The sequence below is a fragment of the Streptomyces sp. NPDC054796 genome (assembly GCF_053611545.1).
Window position 1 is genome coordinate 1 of record NZ_JBSHAO010000046.1, and the last position, 25,536, is coordinate 25,536.

At 72.3% G+C, this 25,536-nt stretch carries 15 protein-coding genes; 4 read left to right on the forward strand and 11 right to left on the reverse strand.

All coding sequences use genetic code 11. The features are described 5' to 3' along the window. From ACWGJ2_RS30030 to ACWGJ2_RS30060, 7 genes are all read right to left on the reverse strand, one after another. A partial coding sequence (locus ACWGJ2_RS30030; RefSeq protein ID WP_453349415.1) for a condensation domain-containing protein occupies window positions 1-1,499 on the reverse strand: 1,499 nt, incomplete at its 3' end. Window positions 1,500-1,606: 107 nt separating this feature from the next. Then, complete coding sequence (locus ACWGJ2_RS30035) at window positions 1,607-2,632, reverse strand: fatty acid desaturase family protein (RefSeq protein ID WP_453349416.1); 1,026 nt, start codon at window positions 2,630-2,632, stop codon at window positions 1,607-1,609. Between the two features lie 98 nt (window positions 2,633-2,730). Beyond that, the gene (locus ACWGJ2_RS30040) at window positions 2,731-6,837 is read right to left on the reverse strand and encodes a non-ribosomal peptide synthetase (RefSeq protein WP_453349417.1); all 4,107 of its coding nucleotides are present in this window, start codon (window positions 6,835-6,837) and stop codon (window positions 2,731-2,733) included. Then, window positions 6,834-12,215, reverse strand: coding sequence for an amino acid adenylation domain-containing protein (locus tag ACWGJ2_RS30045; RefSeq protein WP_453349418.1), 5,382 nt, complete (start codon window positions 12,213-12,215; stop codon window positions 6,834-6,836). The genes ACWGJ2_RS30040 and ACWGJ2_RS30045 overlap by 4 nt, the downstream gene beginning before the upstream one ends. Further along, window positions 12,215-13,279 (reverse strand): fatty acid desaturase family protein, encoded by a 1,065-nt coding sequence (locus ACWGJ2_RS30050; RefSeq protein ID WP_453349419.1) that lies wholly within the window; start codon window positions 13,277-13,279, stop codon window positions 12,215-12,217. Before ACWGJ2_RS30050 ends, ACWGJ2_RS30045 begins: the two co-directional genes overlap by 1 nt. A 70-nt stretch (window positions 13,280-13,349) precedes the next feature. Continuing rightward, window positions 13,350-14,285, reverse strand: a complete 936-nt coding sequence (locus tag ACWGJ2_RS30055) for a hypothetical protein (protein WP_453349420.1) — start codon at window positions 14,283-14,285, stop codon at window positions 13,350-13,352. A 354-nt stretch (window positions 14,286-14,639) separates the two neighbouring features. After that, the gene (locus ACWGJ2_RS30060; protein ID WP_453349421.1) at window positions 14,640-15,965 is read right to left on the reverse strand and encodes a cation:proton antiporter; all 1,326 of its coding nucleotides are present in this window, start codon (window positions 15,963-15,965) and stop codon (window positions 14,640-14,642) included. A 200-nt stretch (window positions 15,966-16,165) separates the two neighbouring features. On the opposite strand from ACWGJ2_RS30060, the gene ACWGJ2_RS30065 reads away from it, so the two are divergent. The 4 genes from ACWGJ2_RS30065 (at window position 16,166) to thrS (ending at window position 20,876) form a co-directional block, all read left to right on the forward strand. Next, a complete protein-coding gene (locus ACWGJ2_RS30065; RefSeq protein ID WP_453349422.1) occupies window positions 16,166-17,152 on the forward strand; it encodes an alpha/beta fold hydrolase in 987 nt (328 codons plus the stop codon). A 377-nt stretch (window positions 17,153-17,529) separates the two neighbouring features. Then, window positions 17,530-18,549: a LuxR C-terminal-related transcriptional regulator gene (locus ACWGJ2_RS30070; RefSeq protein ID WP_453349423.1), complete on the forward strand. Its 1,020-nt coding sequence runs from the start codon at window positions 17,530-17,532 to the stop codon at window positions 18,547-18,549. A 213-nt stretch (window positions 18,550-18,762) separates the two neighbouring features. Next, the gene (locus ACWGJ2_RS30075) at window positions 18,763-19,434 is read left to right on the forward strand and encodes a chitinase (RefSeq protein ID WP_453349469.1); all 672 of its coding nucleotides are present in this window, start codon (window positions 18,763-18,765) and stop codon (window positions 19,432-19,434) included. A gap of 110 nt (window positions 19,435-19,544) precedes the next feature. Continuing rightward, entirely contained in the window at window positions 19,545-20,876 is a 1,332-nt protein-coding gene (thrS, locus tag ACWGJ2_RS30080; RefSeq protein WP_453349424.1) for a threonine--tRNA ligase, read from the forward strand. Window positions 20,877-20,926: 50 nt separating this feature from the next. Here thrS and ACWGJ2_RS30085 read toward each other — a convergent pair whose 3' ends face one another. The 4 genes from ACWGJ2_RS30085 to ACWGJ2_RS30100 all read right to left on the reverse strand — a co-directional run bounded on the left by ACWGJ2_RS30085 (window position 20,927) and on the right by ACWGJ2_RS30100 (window position 25,283). Continuing rightward, window positions 20,927-21,931, reverse strand: a complete 1,005-nt coding sequence (locus ACWGJ2_RS30085; protein WP_453349425.1) for a sulfotransferase — start codon at window positions 21,929-21,931, stop codon at window positions 20,927-20,929. A gap of 12 nt (window positions 21,932-21,943) precedes the next feature. After that, on the reverse strand, window positions 21,944-22,831 hold the full coding sequence (locus ACWGJ2_RS30090; protein ID WP_453349426.1) for a TauD/TfdA dioxygenase family protein: 888 nt from the start codon (window positions 22,829-22,831) through the stop codon (window positions 21,944-21,946). Between the two features lie 77 nt (window positions 22,832-22,908). Further along, window positions 22,909-24,294: an FAD-dependent oxidoreductase gene (locus ACWGJ2_RS30095; protein ID WP_453349427.1), complete on the reverse strand. Its 1,386-nt coding sequence runs from the start codon at window positions 24,292-24,294 to the stop codon at window positions 22,909-22,911. Further along, the gene (locus ACWGJ2_RS30100) at window positions 24,291-25,283 is read right to left on the reverse strand and encodes a hypothetical protein (protein WP_453349428.1); all 993 of its coding nucleotides are present in this window, start codon (window positions 25,281-25,283) and stop codon (window positions 24,291-24,293) included. Before ACWGJ2_RS30100 ends, ACWGJ2_RS30095 begins: the two co-directional genes overlap by 4 nt. Window positions 25,284-25,536 lie beyond the last annotated feature (253 nt).

The following is a 25,536-nucleotide window of genomic DNA, read 5'->3' on the forward strand; positions in this document are numbered from 1 at the left end:
CCAACCCCCACACCCACATCAGCCACCACCCCCTCCAACAACACCCCAAAAGCCCGCACCAAACCCTCCACCGAACCCCGATCAAACAAATCCGTGGCGTATTCGAATCCGCATTCCAGGCCCCCGTCGGGGCCGGTCTCGGAAACGAAGAGCGACAGGTCGAATTTCGAGGTGCGGTCCTCGGGGTCCATGCGGTCGAGGCGCAGATCGCCCCAGCGGATCTCGTCCTGGGCGAGGAAGGTGAACAGCGTCTGGAACAGCGGGTGGTGGGCGAGGTCGCGCTGCGGGCAGAGTTCGGCGACGAGGCGGTCGAAGGGGAGGTCGCGGTGGTCGTAGGCGCCGACGAGACGGTCCCGTACGCCCCGGACCAGTTCGGCGAAGGGCAGCTCGGAGGAGAGCGTGGAGCGCAGGACGAGGGTGTTGAGGAAGTAGCCGATGAGCCCCTCGGTGTCCTCGTGGCCCCGCCCGTCCACGGGGATGCCGACGCTCACGTCGTACTGTCCCGACCAGCGGGCCAGCAGCGTCTGGAGCGCGGCGAGGAGGACCATGAACAGGGTGGCGTCCTGCTCGCGGCCGAGCGCGGTCAGCGCCCGCGTCAGCTCGGGCGGCACGGTGAACTCGACGACGTCACCGGCGAAGGTGGGCTCGGCCGGGCGCGGCCGGTCGGTGGGCAGGCCGAGCGTGCCGGGGGCTCCGGCCAGCGCGTCCTTCCAGTACGCGAGCTGCTCGTCCAGTACGTCTCCGCGCAGCCACTCGCGCTGCCAGACGGCATAGTCGGCGTACTGCGCGGCGGGTTCGGGCAGCGTGGGCCGCTCGCCGGCGGCGAAGGAGGCGTAGAGGCTGCCGAGCTGCGTGTAGAAGAGGTCGAGGGACGGCCCGTCGATCATGATGTGGTGGGTGTGGACGGCGAGCACGTGTGCGTCGTCGCCGAGGCGGATCAGCCGGACGCGGAAGGGCGCGGCGGCCTCCAGGTCGAAGCGCTGCGGGGCGCGCAGCAGTTCGCGCAGCGCGTCCTCGCGGCGCTCGGCGGGGACGCCGGAGAGGTCGAGCCGCTCGGCGGTGAGGGTGGCCTCCTCGTCGACGACCTGGGCCGCGACGTCTTCGACGGTGGTGTAGCGGGTGCGGAGCACCTCGTGCCTGCGGGCGAGGTCGGCGAGGGCGCGGTCGAGCGCCTCGGGGTCCAGGGGCCCGGTGATACGGACGATGCTCTTGAGGTCGTAGGCGGCGCCGGGCGCGCCGAGCTGTTCGAGGAACCAGAGCCCTTCCTGACCGAGGGAGAGCGGGACGGCCGCGGGGCGGGGCCGTCCGCGCAGTGGCGTGCTGCGGGACAGTTCTTCCGCCTGGAGGAGGGCGATGACCTCCTGCTTCGAGGCGCGCAGCGCCGCCGACTGCTCGGCGGTGAGCGCGTTCGAAGGCCGCACGCGCAGCCTGCCCTCGTGCACCCAGAGCTGGACGCCGCTGTGCCGCAGTTCACCGAGGAGGCTACGGAGGTCGGTCATCGGCGGTTCACTCCTCATGGATCGGTCGGGAAGGCAGGGGTGCGCAAGGCGGGGGGGTGTTCGCGGAACCGGTGAGGCGGAGGGACGGCGGGGGGACGGCGGGGAGGTCAGCCCGCCGCGGGCGCGGGTGCGCCCCTCTCAGGGCGTTCGGGCAGCTCGGGCAGCGACCGGTAGATCGTCGACATCGCCGCGAACACCCCGCCCAGCGTGGGCAGGGCCGCGTACTCGGGATCGCGGGAGAGCACCGCGTGGACGTCCTTGAGCCGCCACAGCGGGGTCCTGGGGAACAGGTGGTGGACGAGGTGGTAACCCTCGCCCTGCTTCTCGCCGAGCAGGAAGCGCAGCGGCAGCGGGTACCTGCGGTTCCAGGACATGTAGATGTCCACGCGGGGCGCGGTCTCGATGACGGGGAAGTGCTCCAGGAGTTCAGCGACGGCGCCGAGCCACACCTGCGTGGTGACCAGGGGCACGAGCCAGTAGAGCGCCAGCAGGTCGAGCCAGCCGCCCCACGCCGCGACGAGGAGCACGGCGGCCGTCAGCGCGCCGCGCACCCAGCGCTCCCAGACCTGTTCGCCGCCGGTGACGATGCGGTGGCGCAGCAGGTAGGCGACGTAGGAGAGCGTGGCGCGCGGGCCGAGCATGGTGAGCAGATAGCGGCGCACCGCACGCCTGCTGAGGTCGTCGCCGCACAGCCCGTTGCGCTGGTACTGCTGGTAGTCGGGGTCGCGTTCGGGGTCGCCCAGCCTGCCGTGGTGCTCGCCCAGGTGGGAGGCGCGGTAGCCGGTGAAGCTCTGGAGCACGGGATAGCCGCCGAAGAGGCCGCCGATCACGGATCCGGCGCGGGTGTGGCTCATCAGTGCCCGGTGTGTGGCCATGTGCAGCACCCCGGCGAGGGCCCGCTGCCGTCCGCCGATGAGGAAGACGGCCACGATGTACGCGGGAACGGAGACGGCGGCGGGCGCGTGCTGCCACAGCCACCAGGAACCGGCGAATGCCACGGCGACGACGATCCAGTGCTCGACGGTTTCGAGCGGGCCGTGCCAGTTGTCGAGCCGTGAGCTTTCTCTTACGGCCTCGCGTATTTCCTTGGAGAACTGGTGCCGACGGGCAACACCGCCTCGGTTGCCTTCCACTGCCACCTCCGGCTTGTCGCCTCGGCTCGCCTCAGTGTGCAAAGGCGCGGGAATTCTCGTTTCAGGACTCTTCCAGATTCTTCGGGAATCTTCGAGCGTCAGAACTCTTCGAACGACAAACGCGCTTCGACGGTCTCGCGAATGGCTTTCGCGAGTTCTTCCGCGTTCTCCTTGGCGAGGAGGGTGAAGTGATTTCCGGGTACGTCGCGCACGGTCACTTCCCTGATCCGGCTCGACCAGCCGCGGTCGCCCGTCAGATAGCCGTCGGGCAGTGCGCCGCGCACCTCGGGTATCACTTCCGTGGCCCGCAGCAGGTCGACGGCGCCGTCGTAGGGCGCGGGATCGTAGTCGAGGAAGGCGGCGCGGTGGTGGTCGACGGCCTGCTTGAGGCGGTGGACCTCGCCCGCCGCCTCGTCGAGGGTGTCGGCCTCGAAGCCCTCCAGGGCGAAGATGTCCATGCCCAGGATGGCGGCCCGTACCCGCGCCGCACCGCCCGTACCGCCCCCCGCGTCCCCCGTACCGTCCGCACTGCTCGCACCGTCCGCACCGGCGGCGAGCGCGGGCGGTGCCCAGGAGTCGAGGAGGAGTGTCGCGATGACGTCCACGGCGCGCTCGCGCCACTGGCGGGCCATCTCCAGCGCGACGCACCCGCCCATGGACCACCCTGCGAGCACGAGGGGGCTGACGCCGCGCACCGCGTCGACGGCGCTCGCGTAGTGCGCGGCAAGTTGCTCCACGGAGCCCGCGAGGCGGCCTTCCGCGTCCTGCGGCGCCTCGATGCCGTACACGTCGAACTCGCCCTCCAGGCGGCGTGCCGTCTCCAGGAACGGCAGGACCGAGCCGCTCGCCGCGTGCACGAGGACCAGCAGGGGCCTGCCCTTGGCGGGGGCCAGCGGGACCAGGCAGGTGCGTGCCTCGTCGGCGGAGGAGCGCAGCCGTGCGGCCAGTTCGCGGACGGTGGGCGCCGCGAACACGTCGCTCACCGTGGGGCGCAGGCGCAGTTCCTGTGAACAGGCGGCGATGAGCCGGAAAATGAGCAGGGAGTGGCCGCCCAGTTCGAAGAAGCCGTCGGTGACGCCGACGTCGTCGGTGCCCAGGACGCGCCGGAAGATCTCCGTGAGCCCGGTCTCCACCTCGCCCTCCGGTGGGACGAGTGTCCGTTGCCGCTCGGGGGCGGTGCCCTCGCCGAGGTGGCGCAGCAGGGCCTTCTCGTCCGCCTTGCCGTTGACGTTCATGGGGACGCACGGGACCTCGGTGTAGCGGGAGGGGAGCATGTAGGGGGGCAGCAGCCGGGCCGCGTGCTCCGCCAGTTCACGCGCGCCGGACGTGTGCCCCTCGCGCGGGACGACGAAGGCGGCGAGGCGGCGGTCCATGCTCTGCGGGGCGAGCACCACGGCGTCCTCGACGTCGGGGTGTTCGCACAGCACGGCCTCGATCTCGGCGAGTTCGATGCGCATGCCGCGGATCTTGACCTGTCGGCCGATGCGGCCGAGGTGTTCGAGGACGCCGTCGGCGCGGTAGCGGCACAGGTCGCCGGTGCGGTACATGCGCGAGCCCGGCGGCCCGTACGGGTCGGGCAGGAAGCGCTCGGCGGTCATGCCGGGGCGGCGGTGGTAGTTCTGCGCCACGCCGCTCTCACCGCCGATGAACGCCTCACCGGGCACGCCGACGGGTGCGAGCACGAGGTTCTCGTCGAGCACGTAGAGACGGAAGTTGCCCGCGGGACGGCCGAGCGGTACGGGTGCGCCGGGGTCGCGGGGCAGCACCATGTCGGTGACACACCCCGCCTCGGTGGGTCCGTAGCAGTTGATGAGGGCGGCGTCGAAGCGCTCGTGGAAGCCGTCGCGGATGCGCGGGGTGACGGGCTCGCCGCCGCAGAACACCCAGCGCAGCGAGGGGCAACTGCCGGCGGGGGCGCTCTCCAGGAAGACCTGCATCATCGTGGGGATGAGGTAGACGGTGGTGACACGGTGCCGTTCGATCATCTCCCGCAGGTAGCCGGGGTCCTTGTGGCCGCCGGGGCGGCAGACGGCGACGCGGGCGCCGAAGTACAGCGGCCAGAAGATCTCCCAGATGGAGACGTCGAAGCCGTAGGAGGTCTTCAGCAGGTTCGCGTCGCCGGGCCCGAAGGGGTACTTCTCCTGGAGCCAGAAGATGTTGGCGAGTGCGCCGTCCACTCCGTAGGCGACCGCCTTGGGCCGTCCCGTGGTACCGGAGGTGTAGAGCAGGTGCACCAGGTGGTTGCCGGGTCCTTCGGCGGGCACGTCGCCGGTGGGCAGCGCGGCCCACAGGTGTGCGTCCTTGCCGAGGGAGTACGTGTGCCAGGGGCCCTCGCCGATCCGGTCTCTGGTGGTGTCGTCGGTGAGCACCAGCAGAGCTCCCGCGTCCTGGAGCATGTACTCCAGGCGCCCGTCGGGGAGTTCGGGGTCGAGCGGGACGTAGGCGGCGCCCGACTTGGCGATGGCGTACAGCGCGGTGATCATGTCGAAGCCGCGCTCGGCGCACAGGGCCACGAAGGTGCCGCGTCCGGCCCCGGCGGAGCGCAGGAAGTGGGCGAGCCGGTTGGCGCGGGCGTTCAGCTCACCGTAGGTGAGGGTTCCCTCGTCGCCCTCCAGCGCGACCGCTGCGGGGGTGCGGGCCGCCTGTTCCTCGAAGGGCTCGGCCATGGTGCGGTAGGGCAGCTCGGGGCGCCGGTAGGCGTTGAGGCCGTGCACGATGTGGTCGCGTTCGGCGCCGGTGAGCAGGTCCAGGTCGCGCAGCGCCGTGTCGGCGTCGCGTGCGGCGGAGTCGAGGAGACGGCGGTAGGCGGCGGTGTAGCGGCGTACGGTCGGCTCGTCGAAGAGGTCGAAGGCGTACTCCACGAAGCCGGAGAACCCCGAGGGTCCAGCAACCCCGGAAGACTCGGCGGGCCCGTAGCCGTCCGGGGTCTCGGTCAGCGACACCGTCAGGTCCCACTTGGCCGAGGCACTGTCCAGCACGACCTCGCCCCAGCGCGCGCCCTCGATGCTGAGCCCGTCGGCCGACTGGAGGCCGAAGAACGTCTGGAAGACGGGGCTGCCGCCCGCGGTGCGCGGGATGCCCAGCTCGGCCACGACACGCTCGAACGGCACACTCTGGTGGTCCTGCGCGCCGACGACGGTGTCGTGCACGCGCCGCACCAGCGCGCGGAAGGAGAGGTCGCCCGTGACATCGGTGCGCAGTGCGACAGGTTTGATGAAGCAGCCGACGATGTCCTCGGTCACCGGGTGGTCGCGCCCCGCCAGGGGTGCGCCGACGATGACGTCGGGCTGCCCCGTCAGCCGCAGGATGAGTGCCTTGTAGGCGGCGAGGAGCACGACGAACGGGGTGGTGCCCTCCTCCTTGGCGAGGCGGCGCACGTGGCCGGCGTCCTCGGCGGGCACGTCCAGGGGCACGACACCGCCCCGGCGGCTGGGCACGCTGGGACGCGGGCGGTCGGCGGGCAGGTCCAGGACGGGGAGTTCCCCGCCCAGCCGCCGCTTCCAGTAGCCGAGGTCGCGGGCCACCCGCTCCTCGTCGGCCTGGGCCGCGAGCCAGGCCGCGTAGTCGAGGAAGCCCACCTCGCCCGGCGCGTCCAGCGGCTCTCCCGCGAGCAGGGAGCACAGTTCCTGGACGAGCTGCTTGGTCGACCAGTAGTCGGTGACGAGATGGTGCAGCACCAGGACGAGCAGCAGTCTGCCGCCCGGCAGGGCTACGGCCACGGCGCGCAGCAGCGGCGGGCTGTCCAGCGCGATGCGCGCCGCGGCCGCCGCGTCGCCGATCTCGCGGGCGCGCCGCTCGGCCTCGGCCCCGTTCGCCTCCCGCAGGTCGTGCCACTCCAGGGGCGGTTCGGTGAGGCCGCTGTCGTGCTGTAGGGCCGTGCCCCCGGCGTCCCCCGCGTCCTCTGCGGCCCCGGTCTCGCGCACGGCGACCCGTAGCGCGTCGTGACGCTCCATCAGGGTGCCGAGTGCGGTGCGCAGTTCCGTGTGCGTGGGTGCGTGGTCGAAGGTGAGCGTCTCGAAGACGTTGTACTCGGCGCTGTCGGGATACAGGCGGGTGAAGAACCAGATCCTGGCCTGCGCGGGGGTCAGCGGCACCTCGGTGCCCGCCGGCACCTTCGGTATCCGCTGCTGCCGCTCGGGGGTGCCGATGCGCCGTCGCAGCAGGCTGTCCAGGAGTTGGGCACGCCCAGGGCTCAGCTCGGTCATGCCGTCAGTCCTCCCTCGTTGAGGCGGTCGGCGACCTCGTCGTCCGACAACGCGCTCACCATGGACACCAGCGACTTCTCGACGTAGGCGGCGAGCCCCTCGATGGTCGGTGCGCCGAAGAACTCGCGCAGGGACACCTCCACGCCGAAGGTCTCGTTGACCCGGTTCAGCACCTGGAGGGAGCTGAGCGAGTTGCCGCCGACGCCGAAGAAGTTGTCCTTGCGGCCGACGCGCCCCACGCCGAGCACGTCCTTCCACAGCTCGGCCAGCGCGCTCTCCAGCTCGGAGTGCGGTTCCGCCGCGCCCACCCGTGCCTCGCGGTCCCCGGCGGTCGGGGCCGGGAGCCGGAGCCGGTCGGTCTTGCCCGAGGGGGTGAGCGGCAGTGCGTCGAGGCGTACGTACGCGGCGGGCAGCATGTACGTCGTCAGATACCGCGCCAGGTGTTCGGCCAGTTCTCCGGCCGAGGCATCGCCCACCACGTAGGCCACCAGTTCCGGTGCGCCGCCCCCGTCGCCCCCGTCGCGCCCGTCGCGCCCGTCCCGCCCGTTCCGCCCGTCGCCCTCGTCGCGCCGTACGACGACGGCGGTCGCGCGCACGCCGGGGTGCCGCTCCAGTACGGACTCGATCTCGCCGGTCTCCACCCGCACGCCCCGGATCTTGGCCTGGTCGTCGGAGCGCCCCGCGTAGTGCAGCACCCCTTCCCTGTCCGTCCAGGCGAGGTCGCCTGTGCGGTAGAGGCGTTCGCCGGGGGTGAGCGCGTACGGGTTCGGGACGAACTTCTCGGCGGTCAGCCCGGGGCGGCCGTGGTAGCCGCGGGCGAGGCCGCCGACTCCGGCCACGTACAGCTCCCCGCGCACACCCGGTGGCAGCGGGTTGAGTGCCTCGTCGAGCACGAAGAGCCGGTAGATGCCGATCTGACGCCCCATGGGGACGGCGGCGGGCGCCGAGGTGGTGCGGCCCTCCCAGGCGGCGACCTCCGAGGTCTCGGTCTGCCCGTACATGTTGTGCAGCTCGACGGGCGCGTGGAAGTGCGCGGCGAACCGCCGCAGCAGCCGCGCCGGCACACCCTCGCCGGAGGTCTGGATCCAGCGGGGGCTCGGGGTGTCCGCGAGGTGCGCGCGCGGGGCGAGGGAGAGGTAGGCGTCGAGCATGGAGGGGACGAAGTGGGCGAGCGCGGGGCGCCCGTCCGTCAACAGCCCGGCCAGATGGGTGACGTCGGCCTCGGCTCCGGCGTCCGCGAGGAGCACGGTGCCGCCGTGGCCGAGGGTGCTGAAGATCTCCCAGATGGCGACGTCGAAGAGGAGGGGTGTCTTGTGCAGCACCCGGGTGCCGGGGCCCATCGCGTAGCGGCGGGCGATCCAGTCGACGCGGTTGGAGGCGCAACGGTGGTCGATCACGACGCCCTTGGGGCGGCCCGTGGAACCGGAGGTGTAGTAGACGTACGCGACGTTGTCGAGCCCGACGGTTGCCGCGGCACGCGGTGTCCCTTCGGCGGTGCCCGCCGTGTCCCGCCCGGTGGGTTCCGCGGACCCCGCGGGTTCCACGGGCTCTACGACGAGCGGGGCGCCCAGGGGTTCGAGCAGCGGCAGGTGGGGCCGCTGGGTGGCGAGCGCGACGGGACGGGCGTCCTCGGTGATCGCGCGCATCCGCTCCAGGGGCATGGCGGGGTCGAGCGGGATGAACCCGGCGCCGGTCCTGAGCGTCGCGAGCAGGGCCACGATCAGGTCGGGCGAGCGGTCAGCGCAGATCCCGACGAGCTTCTCCGGGCCCGCTCCCGCTGCGGCGAGGGCCTGGGCCAGGCGCTCGGCGCGGCGGTCCAGTTCGGCGTATGTGACGGTGCGGGCGCCGAGTCCTGAGCCGGAGCCCGCGGCGGGCCCTGCCTCGATGGCGACGGCATCCGGGATGCGGCGCGCCGTCTCCTCGAAGCGAAGGTGCAGCGGCCGGAGGCCGCCGGGCTCCTCGCGGTCCGCGTTGACGGCGGCGGTGCGCTGTTCGCGCTCCGCGGGAGCGAGCAGGGGCAGTTCGTCGACACGGGTGCGGGGCGCGCCGACGGCGCCGTCGAGCAGTGCCTCGTATGCGGCGAGCCAGTCGGTGGCGCCCGCGCCGTCCATGACGGCCGCGCTGTATTCGAGTTCGCCGGTGAGCCCGTCGCCGCCGTCCGGGCGGAGCATGCAGGTCAGATCGACCTTGGCCGTCCCCGAGTGGACGGTCTCCTCGGTGATCTCCAGTCCCCCGATGCGGGCCGCCGCGTCGGCGGGCGTGGCCTGGAGGACGAACATGGCCTGGAAGAGGGGGTTGGCGAGGGGGTCGTCGCCGGGGTGGCGTGCCACGCCGAGCGCGTCGACCACCTCGTCGAACGGCAGCTCCTGGCGGGCCAGCGCGGCGGTGAGCGCTGCGGAGGTGCGGTCGATCAGCTCGCCGAACCGCATCCCCTCGGTGAACTCGACACTCACGGCGAGGGTGTTGACGAGATAGCCGACGATCCGCTCACTGCCGGGCACCGTGCGGCAGGCGGCCGGTACGCCGACGACGAGCCGGTCGCCGCCGGCGGTGCGTCGCAGCGTGGCGAGGAAGGCGGCGAGGAGGACGCCGAACTCCGTGGTGCCGTGCTCCCGCGCGAGCGCCCTGACCCCGGCGAGCAGCCCGGGCGCGAGGGACAGCGGTGCGTAGCCACCGTCCGTGCCGGTGGCCTCGGCGGGAGACCCGGTATCGATGTTGGCGGGGGCAGGGACGGGGGCCTTGAAGCGGCCCTCCAGGTGCAGCGCGGGCGGCGGCCCGGCGTCCAGGGCGTCCAGCTCCCGCTTCCAGAACGCGCGCTGGGCCTCGGCTTCCGCGCCCGTCAGCCAGGACTCCTGCCAGGCGACGAAGTCGCCGTACTGGCGCTCTGCCGGGGGCAGGCTCCGGCCCTCGTACAGTGCGCTCAGCTCGTCCCAGAAGACGCCGAGCGACCAGGCGTCGAAGACGGCGTGGTGAACGTTGAGCACCCACAGCGCCTCCCCCGCTTCCCTCTCCGCCTCCGGCTCCCCCGGCTTCCCCGTCTGCCAGGTGACGCACAGCGAGCGCAGCAGGGGTCCCGAGGTGAGGTCGAAGGGGCGGCGGGCCTCTTCGGCTGCGAGGGCGCGGGCGTGCTCGGGGCCTTCGGCCGAGGTCACCGTCGTGCGGACGGGTGTGCCGGGGCGCACGCGCTGGCGCAGGACGCCGTCCGCCTCCTCGAGGGTGGTGCGCAGCGCCTCGTGCCGGTCCACGAGCGCGGTCAGCGCCGCGTCGAGACGGCCGATGTCGAGGGGGCCCCTGATCCGGTAGGCGAAGGGCACGGAGTAAGTGGCGGCGCCGCCGTGCAGGCGCGCCAGGAACCACAGCCTCCGCTGGGCGCGGGAGGCGGGGCGCAGCGGTATGTCCCGCGCGTGGGAGGCGACGGGCAGCGCGTGCGGCGCCGAGGGCGCGGGCCGTTCGCCCGCTGACGGGCGCCTGGCCTCGGTGACGGCGGTGGCGATGCCGCGCACGCTGGAGGCGGTGACGAGTTCGGCGTAGGTGAGGGTCGCGCCGGTCACCTCCGTGAGGAGGTTCAGGAGCTGGAGGGCGCGCAGCGAGTCGCCGCCGGCGGCGAAGAAGTCAAGCCCCGGCGTGGCGGGTGGGCGCCCGGTGAGCCGGGCGAAGAGCCCGGCGACGGCCTGCTCCAGCGCGGTGAGCGCGTGCGCGCCGGGCGCGCCGGCCGTCTCCGCAGCCCCGTCAACGGGACCCGATGCGGGCGAGCCGGATGCGGCGGGGCCGCTCGCCGTCGTCCCGGCCGAGGCGGGGTCCGGCAGCCGACTGCGGTCGAGCTTGCCGCTGACAGGCGAGCGGACGAAGCCGTCGACGGGCACGAACACGCTGGGCACCATCACCGGGGGCAGCAGCGCGGCGAGCCTGGCCCGCAGCTCCGGCTCGGAGAAGTCCCGCGCCACGACGTACGCCACCAGCCGGGTGCCGTCGGCGTCCTCCGTGCCGGTGACGACCGCCTCCGTGACCCCCGGGCAGCGCAGCAGCGCCGCCTCGACCTGCCCGGGTTCGACGCGGTGGCCGCGGACCTTGAGCTGGTGGTCGACGCGGCCCGCGAAGTGCAGGGTGCCGTCGGCCTGCCGGTGGCCGAGGTCGCCCGTGCGGTACATGCGCGTGCCCGCCGGGCCGAAGGGGTCGGGCAGGAACTTCTCCGCCGTCAGTCCCGGCCGGCGCAGATAGCCGCGGGCGAGTGCGGCGCCCGCGATGAAGATCTCGCCCGTGGTGCCGGGGGCGACAGGTTCCAGGTCCTCGCCCAGTACGTGGATGTCGGTGGCGTGGATGGGCTCGCCGAGCGGCACGGTGTCCCAGTCGTCCTGGAGAGGCCCGGCGAAGGTCGTGCAACTGATCGTGGCCTCGCTGGGGCCGTAGTCGGCGAGCCAGTCGACGTCAGCGGCCCACTCCAACTGCCGCCAGCGGCGCAGCACGTCGGCGCGCAGCTTCTCCCCGCCGACGAAGACGAGGCGCAGCGCGCCGGGCTTCGGCGCTCCGGCGGCGCTCAGGTCCTCGGCCCAGCGGTGCCAGTACGAGCTGGGCATGCTGACGACGCTGACCCGGGCGCTGTCCAGGAGGTCCGTGAACTCCCTTGTCGAAAGCACCCGTTGTGTGGGCAGGACGAGCGTCGCGCCGCCCAGCCAGGTGGGCAGGATCTCCTCCAGTGCCGCGTCGATGGCCAGCGAGGTGAACTGGAGGACACGGTCACCTGGGCGGATGCCGAGCGCTCCGGTCATGTGCAGCGCGTGGTTGACCAGCGAGGCTCCGGCGACGGCGACGCCCTTCGGCTTCCCCGTCGAGCCGGAGGTGTGGACGACGTACGCGAGGTTGTCCGCGCGCACGGGCACGGCGGGGCCGGTGTCCGGGTGCGCGCCGTTCTCCCGAGGGAGGTCCCCGGTGAGGTTCACGGCGGACAGGTCCACGACGCGTACGGTGCCGCCGAGGCCGGAAGCGGCCGACGCCCCCGAGGCCGCCGATGCCGCCGACGCGCGGGATCCGAGGCGCCCGTCGACCAGCAGCGCGGCGGCGCCCGCGTCACGCAGCGCGGAGGCCACGACCTCGGCGGGGTGCGCCGGGTCGAACGGCAGGCAGGCGCCGCCCGCCTTCCACACGCCCAGCACCCCCACGAGCATCGACACGGAGCGCTCCATGGCGATGCCGACCAGGGTCTCGGGGGTGATGCCGGTGGCGACGAGGTGGTGGGCGAGGCGGTTGGCGCGCGCGTTCAGCTCCGCGTAGGAGACCTCTTCGCCGCCGTGCACCACCGCGGTCGTCTCCGCGTACCTGCGGGCGGCCTCCTCGAAGAGGTGGTGCGGGCAGCGGGCCGCGGCAGGTGTGTTGGCCGTCATCAGCGGTCCGCTCCCGTCACCGTCGTCTTCTTCGGGTTGCCCTGGGCGCGCCCGGTGTCGAGGAAGCCCAGGATCGCGGGGACCGGGGAGATCACGCGGTCCACGCTGTCGAGTTCGGTGCGGTAGCGGCTGCGTACGTCGGGCAGCCTGCTCCAGTGAGTGGGCGGGCGCAGGTGGTGTTCCTGGTGGTAGCCGTCGTTGAAGGTGAGGAAGTTGTAGACCCGGCCGTAGTGGCTCACCGAGTTGGCGTAGCGGCTGTCGGGCTCGGCGCCGAAGTGGCGGTAGTAGTTCTGCACGTTGACCAGGGCCAGGCCGAGGAAGACGGCGGGCAGATAGCACATGAGGAGCCACTGCCAGGAGAGGACACCGAGCAGACAGACGAAGGCGAAGTGCGCGAGCCGGTCGAGCCGCACCTGGCGCAGCTCCACGCCGCGCGGCCCGGGTGACCGCGAGGCGTAGCGCAGCGCCGACTCGTGCGGGCCGACGCGGAACAGCCGGGTGACGGAGAGAAGCGCGGTGGCGAGCGAGAGCATCGAGTCGAGGGCGCCGCCGACGATGTAGCGCAGCAGCCCGGCGTGCTCGCCGTCGCGCCCGTCGCGGTACGTCGAGGAGGTGTCCTTCGTCGTCCCGTCGGCCGCCTGCCGGTCGTTGTTGTACCGGTGGTGATTGCGTACGTGGCTGAGCTCGTACTCCTGTACGGACTGGGCGATGCTCGCCGAATTCATCATCGACACGGCCCCGTTGAGCGCCTGCGAACGGAACCACGGCTGATGGGTGAACAGGTGCGAGATAATGATGATGTTGTACGTCATCATGAATACGAGGAGTGCGAACGATCCTATTCGGGCCGCCGTTCCCGCCCCGCCCCAGGAGGCCGCCAGAATAATCGTCGCCCCGAATTGTGCAAGGCTCAGGGCGACCAATACAGCGTCGAGCGGACTGTTTCTCCATACCGTCTTGGACTTCAATTGGTCTCCAGGGCCTGCGTCGAAGGACAGCCGTTCGGCCGCCGTTTCACTGCAAGTGCAGAGCAATACGATGGTGGACTTGCCCGGCCCAGTCAATGTCGTCCGAAGAGCGCTGAAGAATCAGTTCTGAGCGGCCCTGAACGGCCCTGATCCGCCGACGGAAATGTCAGACGGACTTGCCGATGCTCCTGGCTTCCGCCTCTTTCGCGAAGTCGTCCCACACTTTCGCGTAACCGCGGGCGAGCCGCGCGACGATGTCCACGCAGTGCGGGGGTATCGCCTCGACGAAGCGCGCGGACTCCTCCGTCGCGGCGCGGTGCCGGTCCAGCCAGCGCAGCAGGGAGCGCCCCGACTCGCTGAGCCGCAGCGAGGGATCCTTGCGCAGCCCGGCCAGCGCGGTCTCCGGGTCCTCCGGCGGTGCCACCCGCACCCGGCTGCTCTCACGCGTGACCCGGGCCGTGGTCACGGGGCGGCGACGCTGCCTCGCGGGCACCACGTCCTCCCCGGCCAGCAGGCGTTGCCGCACGTCATGCACCGTGGAGGGGGAGACTCCCGCCTCCCTCGCGACCTCCCGCAGGGAGGAAGCGGGCCGCTCGGCCAGGAGCTGGCCCGCCTTGATCCGGCCCTCCGCGCTGCTGAGCGGGCGCAGCCGTCCGTCCCTGCCGAACCTGGCGTTCGACTGTGTACTTTCCTCAGTCGATCGCCGCCGGAGCTCCCCCACCGTCTTGGCCGACAGGCCCGTGGCCAGCGCGACCCTGCGGTCGGACCACCGCGTGTGCGAGGCCAGGATCCGGCCCGCGGCGGCCATTCGGTCGGCGTGCGCGAGGGGAAGTCCGTGGCTCACGTTCATCTTCACCGCGAGGACGAAAGCATCCGCTTCCCCGCCCTCGTAGATGACGGCCGGAATGGAGGTCTCCCCGCGTAGCGTGGCGGCACGGACGCGATGTAATCCGTCGATGACCCGCATGGCGGGTGCGTGTACGAGGATGGGCGGCAACTGGCCTTCCACTTCCGCCAGTGCCTGCGTGTGCCGACTGTCTTCACCCTCCTGGCGGGGTGAATTGTCGAGCACCAGCGTGGAAATCGGTACCGTGACCGTCAAAGCCCCCTCAAGGACTTTACAGATCCACGCTTCCAGGTCTGCATTCTCGCCGCTTTGCTCGGAGCCTGACGCCCCCGATGATTCATTTCCGAGCATCGTTCACTAGCACCTTTCAAACGCGGATGGATCGACCTGTGCCCCATGTCGCTCTATCGCCAGAAAGGCGGGTATCCCGCTTTTGTGGTCAGTCGCACAGTACGTCAGCCACTTGCACACCGCACCACCACATCTCACGTTTTGTTCGAACCTCCAGACCTAAGATTGACGGATTGAACACGTCTACCGCTTGGGATATGGAGGTTTGTCCGAGGCTCAACCATCGTTCCGTCGCCCACCGGGGGGGGAGAGCGCGGATCAGCCAGGAGAAGAGGAGGGGGCCCGCTCCGCCGTGGGTGCCCTGCGGGCCTCGCCCCAGGAGACCGCTGAGAGCAGCGGCCCGGTGACGGCGGTGGTCACCACCGCCATGATCAGCAGCGCCAGATACATGGGTCCGGTCAGGATCCCCGTGCTGTGCCCCACGGACAGCACGATGAGTTCCGTCAGGCCCCGGGTGTCCATGAGCACGCCGATGCGCAGCGACTCCCAGCGCGACTGGGACCCGATCCTGGCCCCCGCGTAGCCGCCCCCGGTCTTGCAGACAAAGCCGAGCACCGTCACCAGCAGGACCAGGGTCCAGGAGGTGGCGCCCATCGCCTTGGTCAGCACGGTGACCCCGGTGGTGACGAAGAACAGCGGCACCAGCCTGCGCCCGATCCTGGTCACCCTGGCCACCGCGCCGTTCCAGGGCAGCAGCGCCCCGCGGGGCACCGCCGCGCCCACCAGCACGGCGCCGAACACGGCGGTCAGGCCCAGTCGTTCGCTGCCCAGTCCCGCGGTCAGCGCGAGGGCTCCCAGCAGCAGCGCGGTCAGCAGGGGCCTGCCCTCGAACAGGCGGCACACGGCCTTGCCGCGCAGCACCCACCGGAGGAGCATCGCCCCGACGGCCCCGGCGGCGAAGACCGCCATCGTGCGCGCCGTGCCGCCCGCCGAACCGGTGTTGAGGCTGACGGCGACCGACAGCAGCAGCCAGCCCGCGATGTCCTGGATGACGGCGGCGGTCAGGGCGAGGTTGCCGCTCGTGGTGCGCGCCAGTCCGAGGTCTTCCAGGAGCCTCGCCAGCACCGGCACGGCCGTGATCGAGAGCGCCGTGGCCATGTAGATCACCAGCGCGGGCCAGGTGGCGTGCCCCCGCAGGGACGGGTCGCCGTCGAGGAGGAGCCCGCAGGCCAGCAGGGCTCCGCCGCACAGCGGGACGACGAAAGACCCGGTGGACACCCACGCCACCGAACGGCGCGTGAACCGCGCCTCCTTGGGGTGTATGCCGTGCGCCACGCCGACGAGGAAGAGGACGAGGCCCGCCTCGGTGAGCAGTTTCAGGGCGTCGAGGACATGTGCCGGAAGCACCCGGTCAAGGGCTTCGGGCCCGGCAAGGGCGATCAGCAGGGGTCCCGCGGCCAGGCCGACGGCTATCTCCCCGATCACTCTGGGCTGGCGTAACGTCCGGGCTATGATTCCGCCGACGTGAGCGAGCAACAGCGCGCCCACCCCCGCCACGACCACGTGCACGCTCCCCCACGGGACATCGTCGACGCCCACTCCTGACCCTCCCCGTTCCGGCCGATGCGGCACAAGACGCGGCATGTGCGTCGCGCTCCGGCGAAGGCGGAGAGAGTCGCGAGGCCACGCATTTATGAGCCACGAATTTCGGCCGATCCTATAGCCGTGCGCACATCACGTCGAGCGGTGACAGGTCCGCACTCGATCACTGAATTGCCGCCCTGACGTGGGGTGTTGTTTATTTGTTCCGCACTTTCAAGGAAATTAAGGGCCCGGGAGGAAAAGTGATTCCCCACCTTCTCGAAGACCTGCGGAAGAGGGACATCCTCATCTGGGCGGAAGCCGGGCGCATCCGGTACGACGCGGCGCCCGGCGCGCTGACGCCCGAGGTCGTCGGGCGACTGCGGGAGCACCGGGAGGAGATCCTCCGGCATCTGGAACGGGACGGTGATCTTCCGGACGCCACACGGGACACCCACGTCCCTTCGGGGTCAGGGGGCGGCGAGATCCGGCTGCGCCCGCTCCTCCGGGAGGCGGGCGACGCGGGAGCGGACGGCGTCGGCGCGGGACGCGCCGGACCGGCCCGCGCCGTGGTCTTCGTGCTGCCGCCCGCCGGCGCGGGACCCGCGATGTTCCAGCGCTGGCGGGAGGAGGTCCCGGCGGACCTCGACGTCGTGCTGGTGCACGCGCCCGGCAGGGAGGAACGGCTGGAGGAAGCGGCGTACACGCATGTGGCGCCGCTGGCCGACCGCGTCGCCGAGGCGGTCGGCTCCTACGACGACCGCCCCTTCGTCCTCCTCGGCCACAGCGCGGGCGCGCTGGTGGCCCGCGAGGTGGCGCGGCGCGTCGGCTCGCCGAGGCTGCGGCTGCTCGCGGTCGCCGGGTCCCCCGCGCCGGACGCGGTGACCGGGGACGAGGCGGAGGCCGACGACAGGGCGCTGCTCGACGCGATGGCCGCCTGGGGAGGCACACCAGGGGAAATTCTCGCGGATCCGGACGCCTATTCGGTCTTCCTGCCGTGCCTGCGCGCCGATCTCTCGGTGGTGGCCAGTTGCCGGAAATCGCCGGAGGCGCGGGAGAGGCTGGATATTCCCGTGATCGCTTTCAGCGGTACGGAGGACCAGGTGGTGACGCATGAGGAAATGCGCGACTGGCGCCACTGGACGGACGGTTCCTTCCGTATTCACCGCGTACCGGGAGGCCACTTCTTTCCGGTCACCAGCGGTGCCGCGATATTCGCGGCGATCACGCGGGCCCTCGACGACCGGTGACGACGGGCGCCGACGGGTGAGGGCGGGCCCGGCAGCGGAGTGCCGCACGGCGCGGTATGGGAAGCGGTATGGGAAGAACTGCCAATCGACAAGATCAACAGGAAGCTGCTGAACTCTGAGGAGGAGGCGGGACGGCGCCTCCGCGCCGACGGTGGGCGTGGAGTCCCGGCACGCTTCCTCGGCGACGCCGCCCGAGCCCCGGACCCCGGGCGACCGTACGGCGTTCGCCCGGCTCCCCCCGGCCCCCCGGTGCTCCGGCCTCACCCCCGTAGGCCGGAGCACCGGGGCAGGGCCGTCCGCTTTCCTCCGGGTCCCGCGCCCGGTCTCGGTACCATGGCGCGACGGTTGCAGACGACTGGGTCCGGATGGTGCGAGGGATGGTCCGATTCTCCGCCCGTGACGCCGAGATCACGGCCGAGATCGCGCATGTGGGCACACTGCCCGGGGAGGCCGCCGAGCGGGCCGAGGCGCTGCTGGCCCCCATCCGCCGCCTCATCTCGTACGACGCCGCCTTCATCCACCTCTTCGACCCGGACCGCAGCCTCCAGGTGCCGCTGCTGCACGAGGGATACGACGAGCAGGTCGGGCGGTACATGACGACGCCCGAGTTCACCGCTGACGTGGACGGTGCGGGCGGCCAGGGCCACCGCCCCTTCCGGCTCAAGGACCTTTCCCAGCACTGGTCGGAGATCCCGCTGTGGGCCGACTACCTCTCCCCCGCCGGGTTCCGCGAGGGCATCGGCGTGCCGCTGCGTACCGCTTCCGGGAGCTACCTGGGCTTTCTCGGGGTCACCACCGTCGAGAGCCGTCCGCCCGCGCCCTCCGTACGGGACCGGCTCGGCGCGCTGGCCTCGCTGATCGCGCAGGCCGTCGACCCGCTGCGCTCCCTCACCGCGCGCGCCTCGCTCGTCGCGGGGGCCACGGCCGCCGTGGTGCTCACGCGCGCCGGGCGTACCTCGCCGCTCCCCGGGCTGCCAGGACACCGGCTGCTGACGGCGGGCTCGCCCGTACTGGCCGCCGCAGAGGCGCAGTTGGCCGAGGGCCACGAACACTCGGTCTTCCTCGCCCCGGACGGGGAGGCCGCCGCGCCTCCCGCGGTGCTGCGGGTCACCGTACTCTCCTGTCCCCGGCAGCCGCCCGGGCATCTGTACGGCCTGGTCCTGCTCTCCCCGCCGCCCGAGCTGCACGGTCTGACGAGGCGGGAGCTGGAGCTGTGCGGGCACCTGGTGCGGGGCGCCTCCAACGCGGAGATCGCGGCGGCACTGGCGATCACACCCCGTACCGTGGCCGCCCATCTGGAACACGTCTTCGCCAAGCTCGGCGTCTCCTCGCGGAGCATGGCCGCGGTACGGGTGCTGCGCCAGGGCCTGTATCTGCCGCCCCAGGTGGTCGCGTAGGGGCACGGGGCGCGGGGCGCGGCGAGGTGTGGCCGGGCGGCATGGCCAGGTGGCACGATCTCGCCATTATTGGTCTGGACCTTGCCTCGTGCGGCGGACGCGCGGTTGAGTGCCTCCACCCCCACAACGAGGAGCGACCTCATGTCGTCGAGACGTGTCATGTCCCTGATAACCGCGCTCGTGGTCGGCGCCGCCCTCTGGGCCCTCGCCCCGATGGCCTCCCAGGCGTCGACGTCCAAGCCCTCGGAGCCGTCGAAGGCCGCCGCCGAATTCGTGGTCACAGAGGCGCAGTTCAACCAGATGTTCCCGAACAGGAACTCCTTCTACACGTACCAGGGCCTCACCGAGGCGCTCGGCGCGTACCCGGCCTTCGCCAACACCGGCAGCGACACGGTCAAGAAGCAGGAGGCCGCCGCCTTCCTGGCCAACGTCAGCCATGAGACGGGCGGACTGGTCCACATCGTCGAGCAGAACCAGGACAACTACCCCCACTACTGCGACTCCAGCCAGCCCTACGGATGCCCGGCGGGCCAGGCCGCGTACTACGGCCGCGGGCCCATCCAGTTGAGCTGGAACTTCAACTACAAGGCCGCGGGCGACGCCCTGGGCATCGACCTCCTCAACGACCCCTACCAGGTGGAGAGGAGCGCGGCCGTCGCCTGGAAGACCGGCCTGTGGTACTGGAACACCCAGTCGGGGCCCGGCACCATGACCCCGCACGACGCGATGGTCAACGGCAAGGGCTTCGGCGAGACCATCCGCGCCATCAACGGCACCCTGGAGTGCGACGGCGGCAACCCGGGCCAGGTGCAGAGCCGCATCGACGCCTACCAGCGCTTCACCGGCATCCTCGGGACCACGCCCGGCGACAACCTGAGCTGCTGAGGCCGGTGCGGGGCCGCCGGAGAACCCACCGGAAAACCCTTCGGACACTCAGCGGTGCCTCTGCTACCTTCCCCGCATGAAGCGCGCTGAGCTGACGACGACGCCGGAGAGTGTCCCGGCGCGCTGACCGATATCCGAGTCGAAGCCCCGGGGCGGGTGCCCCGGGGCTTCGCCGTGCGGTCGCTCGCCTCACCGTCCGCGAGGAGAGCACGATGCACGACCACCGCAAGCTCGGCCGTGAGCTGGAACTGTTCGACACCGACCCGCTGATCGGCGCGGGCCTGCCGTACTGGCTGCCGGACGGCGCGGCCGTGCGGCACGCCCTGGAGGAGTACATCCGCGACGTGGAACGGCGCGCGGGCTACCGGCATGTGTACTCGCCGGTGCTCGGCAAGCGCGAGCTGTATGTGCGCTCGGGACACTGGTCGCACTACGGCGACGACATGTTCCCGCCCATGGAACTCGGCGGCGAACAGTTCGTGCTGCGGCCCAGCCTCTGCCCCCACCACGCCCTCATCTACCGCTCCCGCTCCCGCAGTTACCGCGAGCTGCCCCTGCGCATGGCCGAGCTGGGCGGCATGTACCGCGCCGAGCTGTCCGGGGTGCTGGGCGGGCTGTCCCGCGTCCGCGCGATCCAGCTCAACGACGCGCATGTCTTCTGCACCGTCGACCAGGTCGCCGAGGAGACCGGCGCGGCGCTCGCGATGATCCGCGCCGCCTACGCGGCGCTGGGCATCGAGGCCACCGGCTACCGGCTCTCCCTGCCGGGGCCCGGCGGGAAGTACGTGGCGGCGCCCGAGCTGTGGGAGCGTGCCACCGGCCTGCTGAGGAGTGTGCTCGACGCGTCCGGGCTGCCCTACGAGGAGGCCGAGGGCGAGGCCGCGTTCTACGGCCCCAAGATCGACGTCCAGATCACCGATGGCTCGGGCCGTGAGTCCACCCTGTCCACCGTCCAGGCCGACTTCCACCAGCCGGAGCGGTTCGGCCTGAGCTACGTCGGCGCGGACGGCGCGAGACACCGGCCCGTCATGGTCCACCGCAGCGTCATCGGCAGCGTCGAGCGGGCCGTGGCGCACCTCGTCGAGCGGCACGGCGGCGCCTTCCCCGCATGGCTCGCGCCCACCCAGCTCGTGATCCTCCCCGTGTCCGGGGCCGAGTTGCCCGAGGCCGATGAATTGGCGCGGCGTGCGGCGGAGTTGGGCCTGCGGGCCGAGGTCGCGGGGCCCGAGCGCGGCACCCTGGGCTCCCGCGTGCGGAGCGCGCGCCTCGTGCCCTACCAGGCCGTCATCGGCGCGCGGGAGGCCGCCGGCGGACTGGCAGCGCTGCGGCTGCGCGACGGGCGCCGCCTGGCGCCCCGGCCCGTCGCCGACGTCCTCGCGCGCGTCGGGACCCTCGTCCGTGCCCGCCGCACCGTGCTGTGGGACGAGGCCGACGGCTCCTGACGCGGGGGTTCGGGCCCGGGCCGCCCTCCCGGGAGGGCGGCCCGGATCGTTCACGGCAGTGCGGCGGCCAAGGCGCGGGTGCCCGGTGCGCAGCGGGCGCGCAGTGCCCGCTGTTCCGCCGCCGGCAGCCGGTCCGCTGCGCCGCGGCGCCCGGCGTCCAGCTTCCGTGCCGCGGCCTCGGTCCACTCCGGGTGCGGTGCGACGCCGATGTGGTCGGCGAGCCGCTTCAGATGGTGTTCCGGCGCTTCGAGCAGATCCTCGAAGGCCAGTGACATCCTGATGTCGGCGGGGAGCTGGGCCAGGTGTGTCAGCCCCGTGGTGATCATCGTGGACCACAGCTCGCCGTACCGCTCCACCGGCACGTCCCGTGCCAGCACGGCGTCCAGGTCGGAGGTGTCGTCGGCGAGCATCCGTTCCAGCTCGGCGGCAGCGGCGTCGGCGCCCTCACGCTCCGCGAGGTCGGCCATCAGCAGGACGAACTGGAAGCCGGGGTGGCGGCTCATCGACACCGCGCAGTCAGGCCCTTCGCGGTGAAGGTGGACGAAGCGCGCCTCGGGGAAGTGCGCGCGCAGTTTCGGCACCAGTGCGAGCGAGAAGCCCGAGCGTTCGACGGCCACCTCCCGTCCGCAGCGCTCGGCGAGCGCGGCGAACAGCGCGCGGTAGTGCCCGGCCACCGGGCCCGTGGGGCGGGTGGCGAGCAGCGGGCGCAGGTGGTCGAAGAGCGCGTCCGGGTCCGGGGTGAGGTGCGGCAGGGTGGTCAGGCACACCGCGGGCACGCCCGTCTCGCCGGTGAAGCGTCCCGGCCGCTGCGGGTAGAGGTGTTCGGGCAGCGGTGTGCCGCGTCGGATCATGCGGTCGGCGAAGAGGCGCGGCGAGGCCAGCAGTTCCCAGAACTGGTCCCCGCTCACCTCCTCCTCGGGGAGCGCGCCGGGCTCCAGCGTGGTGAACAGTTCGCTCAGGCTGAGCACCGACGGATGGAGCCGCAGTATCTCCGAGAGCGCCGTCGAACCGCACCGTCCTGTGCCGACGACGAAGGTCAGCGGGGGTCGGAGCATGGTGGACGCTCCTCAGTACCCGTAGCGGGAGTTGACGCGGCGCGGGTAGTAGCGCTCGTCGCCGTCGGGTGTGTGGTCGGGGCGGCGCGGGGCCCCGCCCTCGGGGTGGTCGCCGAGGACCGTCACCCGCTGGCCGAGGCGGTAGTCCTGGTAGTCGTTGACGGCCATGTGCTGGGTGGCGCGGTTGTCCCACAGTGCGACGGTGTGCGGCGACCAGCGGTGGCGGCAGGAGAAGCGGGGCTGCTCAGAGTGCTCGAAGAGGTGCTGGAGCACGGCGTCGCTCTCGTGGCGGCTGAGCTGCGGTATGTGCGACGTCCACATCCGGGTGACGTAGAGGGAGCGCCGTCCGGTGACGGGGTGGACGCGTACGACGGGGTGTTCCGCCGACAGCTCCCCGACCTGGGGTGCCTTGAGCACATGGACGGCGGTGAGGCCCTCCAGCATCTCGCGGAACGGCGCGGAGAGTGTCTCGTAGGCGAGGTACTGGTTGCTCCACATGGTGTCGCCGCCCGCGGGCGGACAGGTGACCAGGTGCAGGATCGAGGCGATGGGCGGGCTGGGCTGGAAGGTGACGTCGATGTGCCACTCGTCGGCCTTGCCGCCCTTGTCGGACTCGATCAGTGTGACCTCGGGGTAGCCCTCCAGCTTGGGCAGGAACGGGTGCACCTCGACCTCGCCGAAGCGGCGGCCGAACGCCACATGTGCCTCCGGGGTCAGCTCGTGCTGGTCGGGGAAGAAGAGCACGAGGTGACGCAGCATCAGCTCGTGGATGCGCTCGAACTGCTCGTCGTCGACCCTGCCCAGGTCGACTCCGCGCACCTCGGCCCCGATGGCCCCGGAGACGGGCTGTACGTGGAGCTGCGGCTCGGCGGGTGCGTGCGTCGCGGGTGTTGCTGACACTGCGGTGTCTCCTGACATGTGTACGGGCGGCTGTACGGGGACGTGTGTACGGCGACGTGTGTCGCGGTGATGGTGCGTCAGGCCGTGGGGACGCGATGGGCGCGGGGGTCGGGGAGCAGGCCGATCTGCTGCAACCTGTCCAGTGGTGTGAGCGGCCGGGGCCCGAGGCCCGCCATGTTGTGGGTGACGGTGTGCAGCAGCCGGGCGTTGGCCCCGGTGCAGCGCACAGCTCTGCGCCCCACCACGCGCCCGGGCCAGGCCAGGTCCGTGACCATGCGCGCGGCGTTGGCGCTGGTCCTGGCGGCCTGGACGAGCGTGGGCCGCCGCTCCTCCTCGTACGCGCGCAGGGCCGCGTCCACGGCGGCGGCTCCCAGTTTCGCGCTGCCGTCCCCGGGCGCCGAGTCGCCGGGTGCCGAGTCGCCGGGTGCCGGGCCGTCGAGCGCTCGAGCGATCTGCTCGGCGAGGGAGGCGGCGCTGGTGATGGCGGTGTTCATGCCCTGCGCGGCCATCGGGTGCACGGCGTAGGCGGCCTCGCCGACGAGGGCCAGACCGGGCACGGCGAGCCGGTCGGCGAGGTAGCGTCCTACGGCGAACGTCTGCTTGCTGCCCACGGCCTCGGGCAGCGCGGGGACGAGTCCGTCGAGCGCGGGCACCTCGCGGACCGCGCGGGCGAGCCAGTCCGCGAAGCCGTCGGACGTCAGACCGCGCAGCTCGTCCGGCTCCGTCTGGAGGTAGAGCCGCACCCGGCCTCCCGGCAGCGGATACACCAGGCGCAGCCCTCGGTCGGTGAGGTAGGCGGAGAAGTCGCGGGGCAGGGGGCCGGGCGGGGTGAGTTCGAGGGAGACGAGGCGGTGCGGGTACTCCACGCGCTGCCCCTCGATCCCGGCGGCGCGGCGCAGCCGGGACGAGATGCCGTCAGCGGCGACGACCAGCGGTGCCCGTACCTCCACCGTCTCCGCTGCCGCCGCGCGGGTGTCCTGGCGGGTCAGGAGCACCCCGCCCACCCGCCCGTCGTCCTCGTGCAGTGCTTCGCGCACGAGGGTGCCCCGGCGCAGCTCCACCGTGGGCGGCAGGTCCTGGGCGAGGGTGTGCAGGATGGCGAGGTGGTCGTGGGCCAGCAACTCGCGGTCGCCCTGGGGCAGTTGCCCGTAGTCCAGGGTCATCAGCGGGGCACCCCGGTCGCTGCGGACGACGAGCCGGTCCAGGCCGACCGCGCCACTGCGGCGCAGTGCCTCCTCCGCACCCCAGCGGCGCAGGACACGGAGTGCTCCGGGCTGGAGCACCTCGCCCTTGGCGACGTCGCGTGGTGTGTGCTGCTTGTCCAGGACCAGTACGCGCAGGCCGAGTCCGCCCAGCCCGCGCGCCGCCGCCAGCCCCGCGACCCCGGCGCCGCACACCACGGCGTCGTAGTCGTAGTCATGGCCATGGCTGTGGTGATGGCCGTCGCGGGATGTGCGGGTCATGTCCGCTCCCTCCGCGACGGGGCACCGGGGTGCGCGACGGTGGTGTGTTCAGGGGTGGTGTGTTCAGGGGTGGTGTCTGCGGTGCCGTCGCGGGACACCGTACGCAGGCGGGCCAGCGCCTTGAGTGCCAGCGCAGTGGCCAGTACGCGGTCCGTGTAGCGGTAGCAGTGCCGCACATACTCGTTGACGGGGCCGCCGGGCCAGGTGCCGTCGGGTTCCTGACGGTCCAGCAGCCAGCTCGCCGCAGCCGCGACGGGCGCGCTCCCGGGCCCCTCCCCCGCCGCGAGCAGTGCGTGCAGGGCCCACGCCGTCTCCTCGACGGTCCCCTCGGCGGGCGGCACCGAGGTGGGCAGCCCGGGGTCCTCTCCCCCGGTGTCCCAGGCCCCGTCGGAGCGCTGCGTGCGCAGCAGCATGTCCCGCGCCCGGCGGGCCGGACCGCTGTCGCCCCGCCCTGCCCGCGCGAAGGCCACCAGCGCCGCCGAGGTCCCCGGGATGCGCCCTCGGTACCACATTGCGGCGAGGGATCCGTCCTCCTCCTGCTGTCGCGTCAGCCACTCCAGGGCGCGCGTCACCCGCGCGTCGCCGCGCGTCGCTCCGCAGTCGAGCAGTGCCAGTGCCGCCTTGGCCGTCATCTGCGGGCAGGGGCCGAAGCCACCGGGACGGCTGTCGCGTACGGCCAGGGACCAGGAACCCCTCTTGTCCTGCATGGCCGTGAGCCAGGCCAGCCCCCGCCGCGCGTGGTCGTCCTCCGGCCCACCGGGCAGCCGGTGCAGGAGCGAGCTGATCTCGGCCGTCTCCAGCGCCATGGGCCAACTGCGGTCGGTGGAGAACCCCCAGTGCCCGGCGGGGCACGCCAGCGCGGGGAAGGGCACGTCCTGCTGCCGGGCCCGGAACATGTCGCGGGCCGGGGCGAGCCGCGGATCGGCGGCGTATCCGGCCTCCAGCAGGGCCGAGGTGGCGAAGCTGGTCCAGGTGATGTCCAGCGGCATCAGATCCCAGCCCCCGGCAGGCCGCGCGGTGTCCGTCAGCCAGCCGGCCGCCGTGCGGGCGATGTCCGGGGCCAGCCCGGACCTGCCGACGCCGATGGTGATGAGGCTGGTGAGCCACGGGTCGCCGCTGAAGGACCCGGCGCGGGGGGCCGGCGCCTAGGCCCGGGCCACCCCCCCCCGGGCGGGGGGGCGGGGGGGGGCCGCGGGGCCCCCGCCCCCCCGCGCCCCGGGGGGGGGGGGCCGCCGGGGGGGG

What these genes read in the sequence shown, in the direction of transcription:
- ACWGJ2_RS30070 (WP_453349423.1), top strand. Translation starts at nt 17,530, where the DNA reads ATGGTCCGATTCTCCGCCCGTGACGCCGAGATCACGGCCGAGATCGCG.
- ACWGJ2_RS30060 (WP_453349421.1), bottom strand. Translation starts at nt 15,965, where the DNA reads ATGCCGCGTCTTGTGCCGCATCGGCCGGAACGGGGAGGGTCAGGAGTG.
- ACWGJ2_RS30095 (WP_453349427.1), bottom strand. Translation starts at nt 24,294, where the DNA reads ATGACCCGCACATCCCGCGACGGCCATCACCACAGCCATGGCCATGAC.
- ACWGJ2_RS30100 (WP_453349428.1), bottom strand. Translation starts at nt 25,283, where the DNA reads ATGCCGCTGGACATCACCTGGACCAGCTTCGCCACCTCGGCCCTGCTG.
- ACWGJ2_RS30045 (WP_453349418.1), bottom strand. Translation starts at nt 12,215, where the DNA reads ATGACGGCCAACACACCTGCCGCGGCCCGCTGCCCGCACCACCTCTTC.
- ACWGJ2_RS30040 (WP_453349417.1), bottom strand. Translation starts at nt 6,837, where the DNA reads ATGACCGAGCTGAGCCCTGGGCGTGCCCAACTCCTGGACAGCCTGCTG.
- ACWGJ2_RS30085 (WP_453349425.1), bottom strand. Translation starts at nt 21,931, where the DNA reads ATGCTCCGACCCCCGCTGACCTTCGTCGTCGGCACAGGACGGTGCGGT.
- ACWGJ2_RS30075 (WP_453349469.1), top strand. Translation starts at nt 18,763, where the DNA reads ATGGCCTCCCAGGCGTCGACGTCCAAGCCCTCGGAGCCGTCGAAGGCC.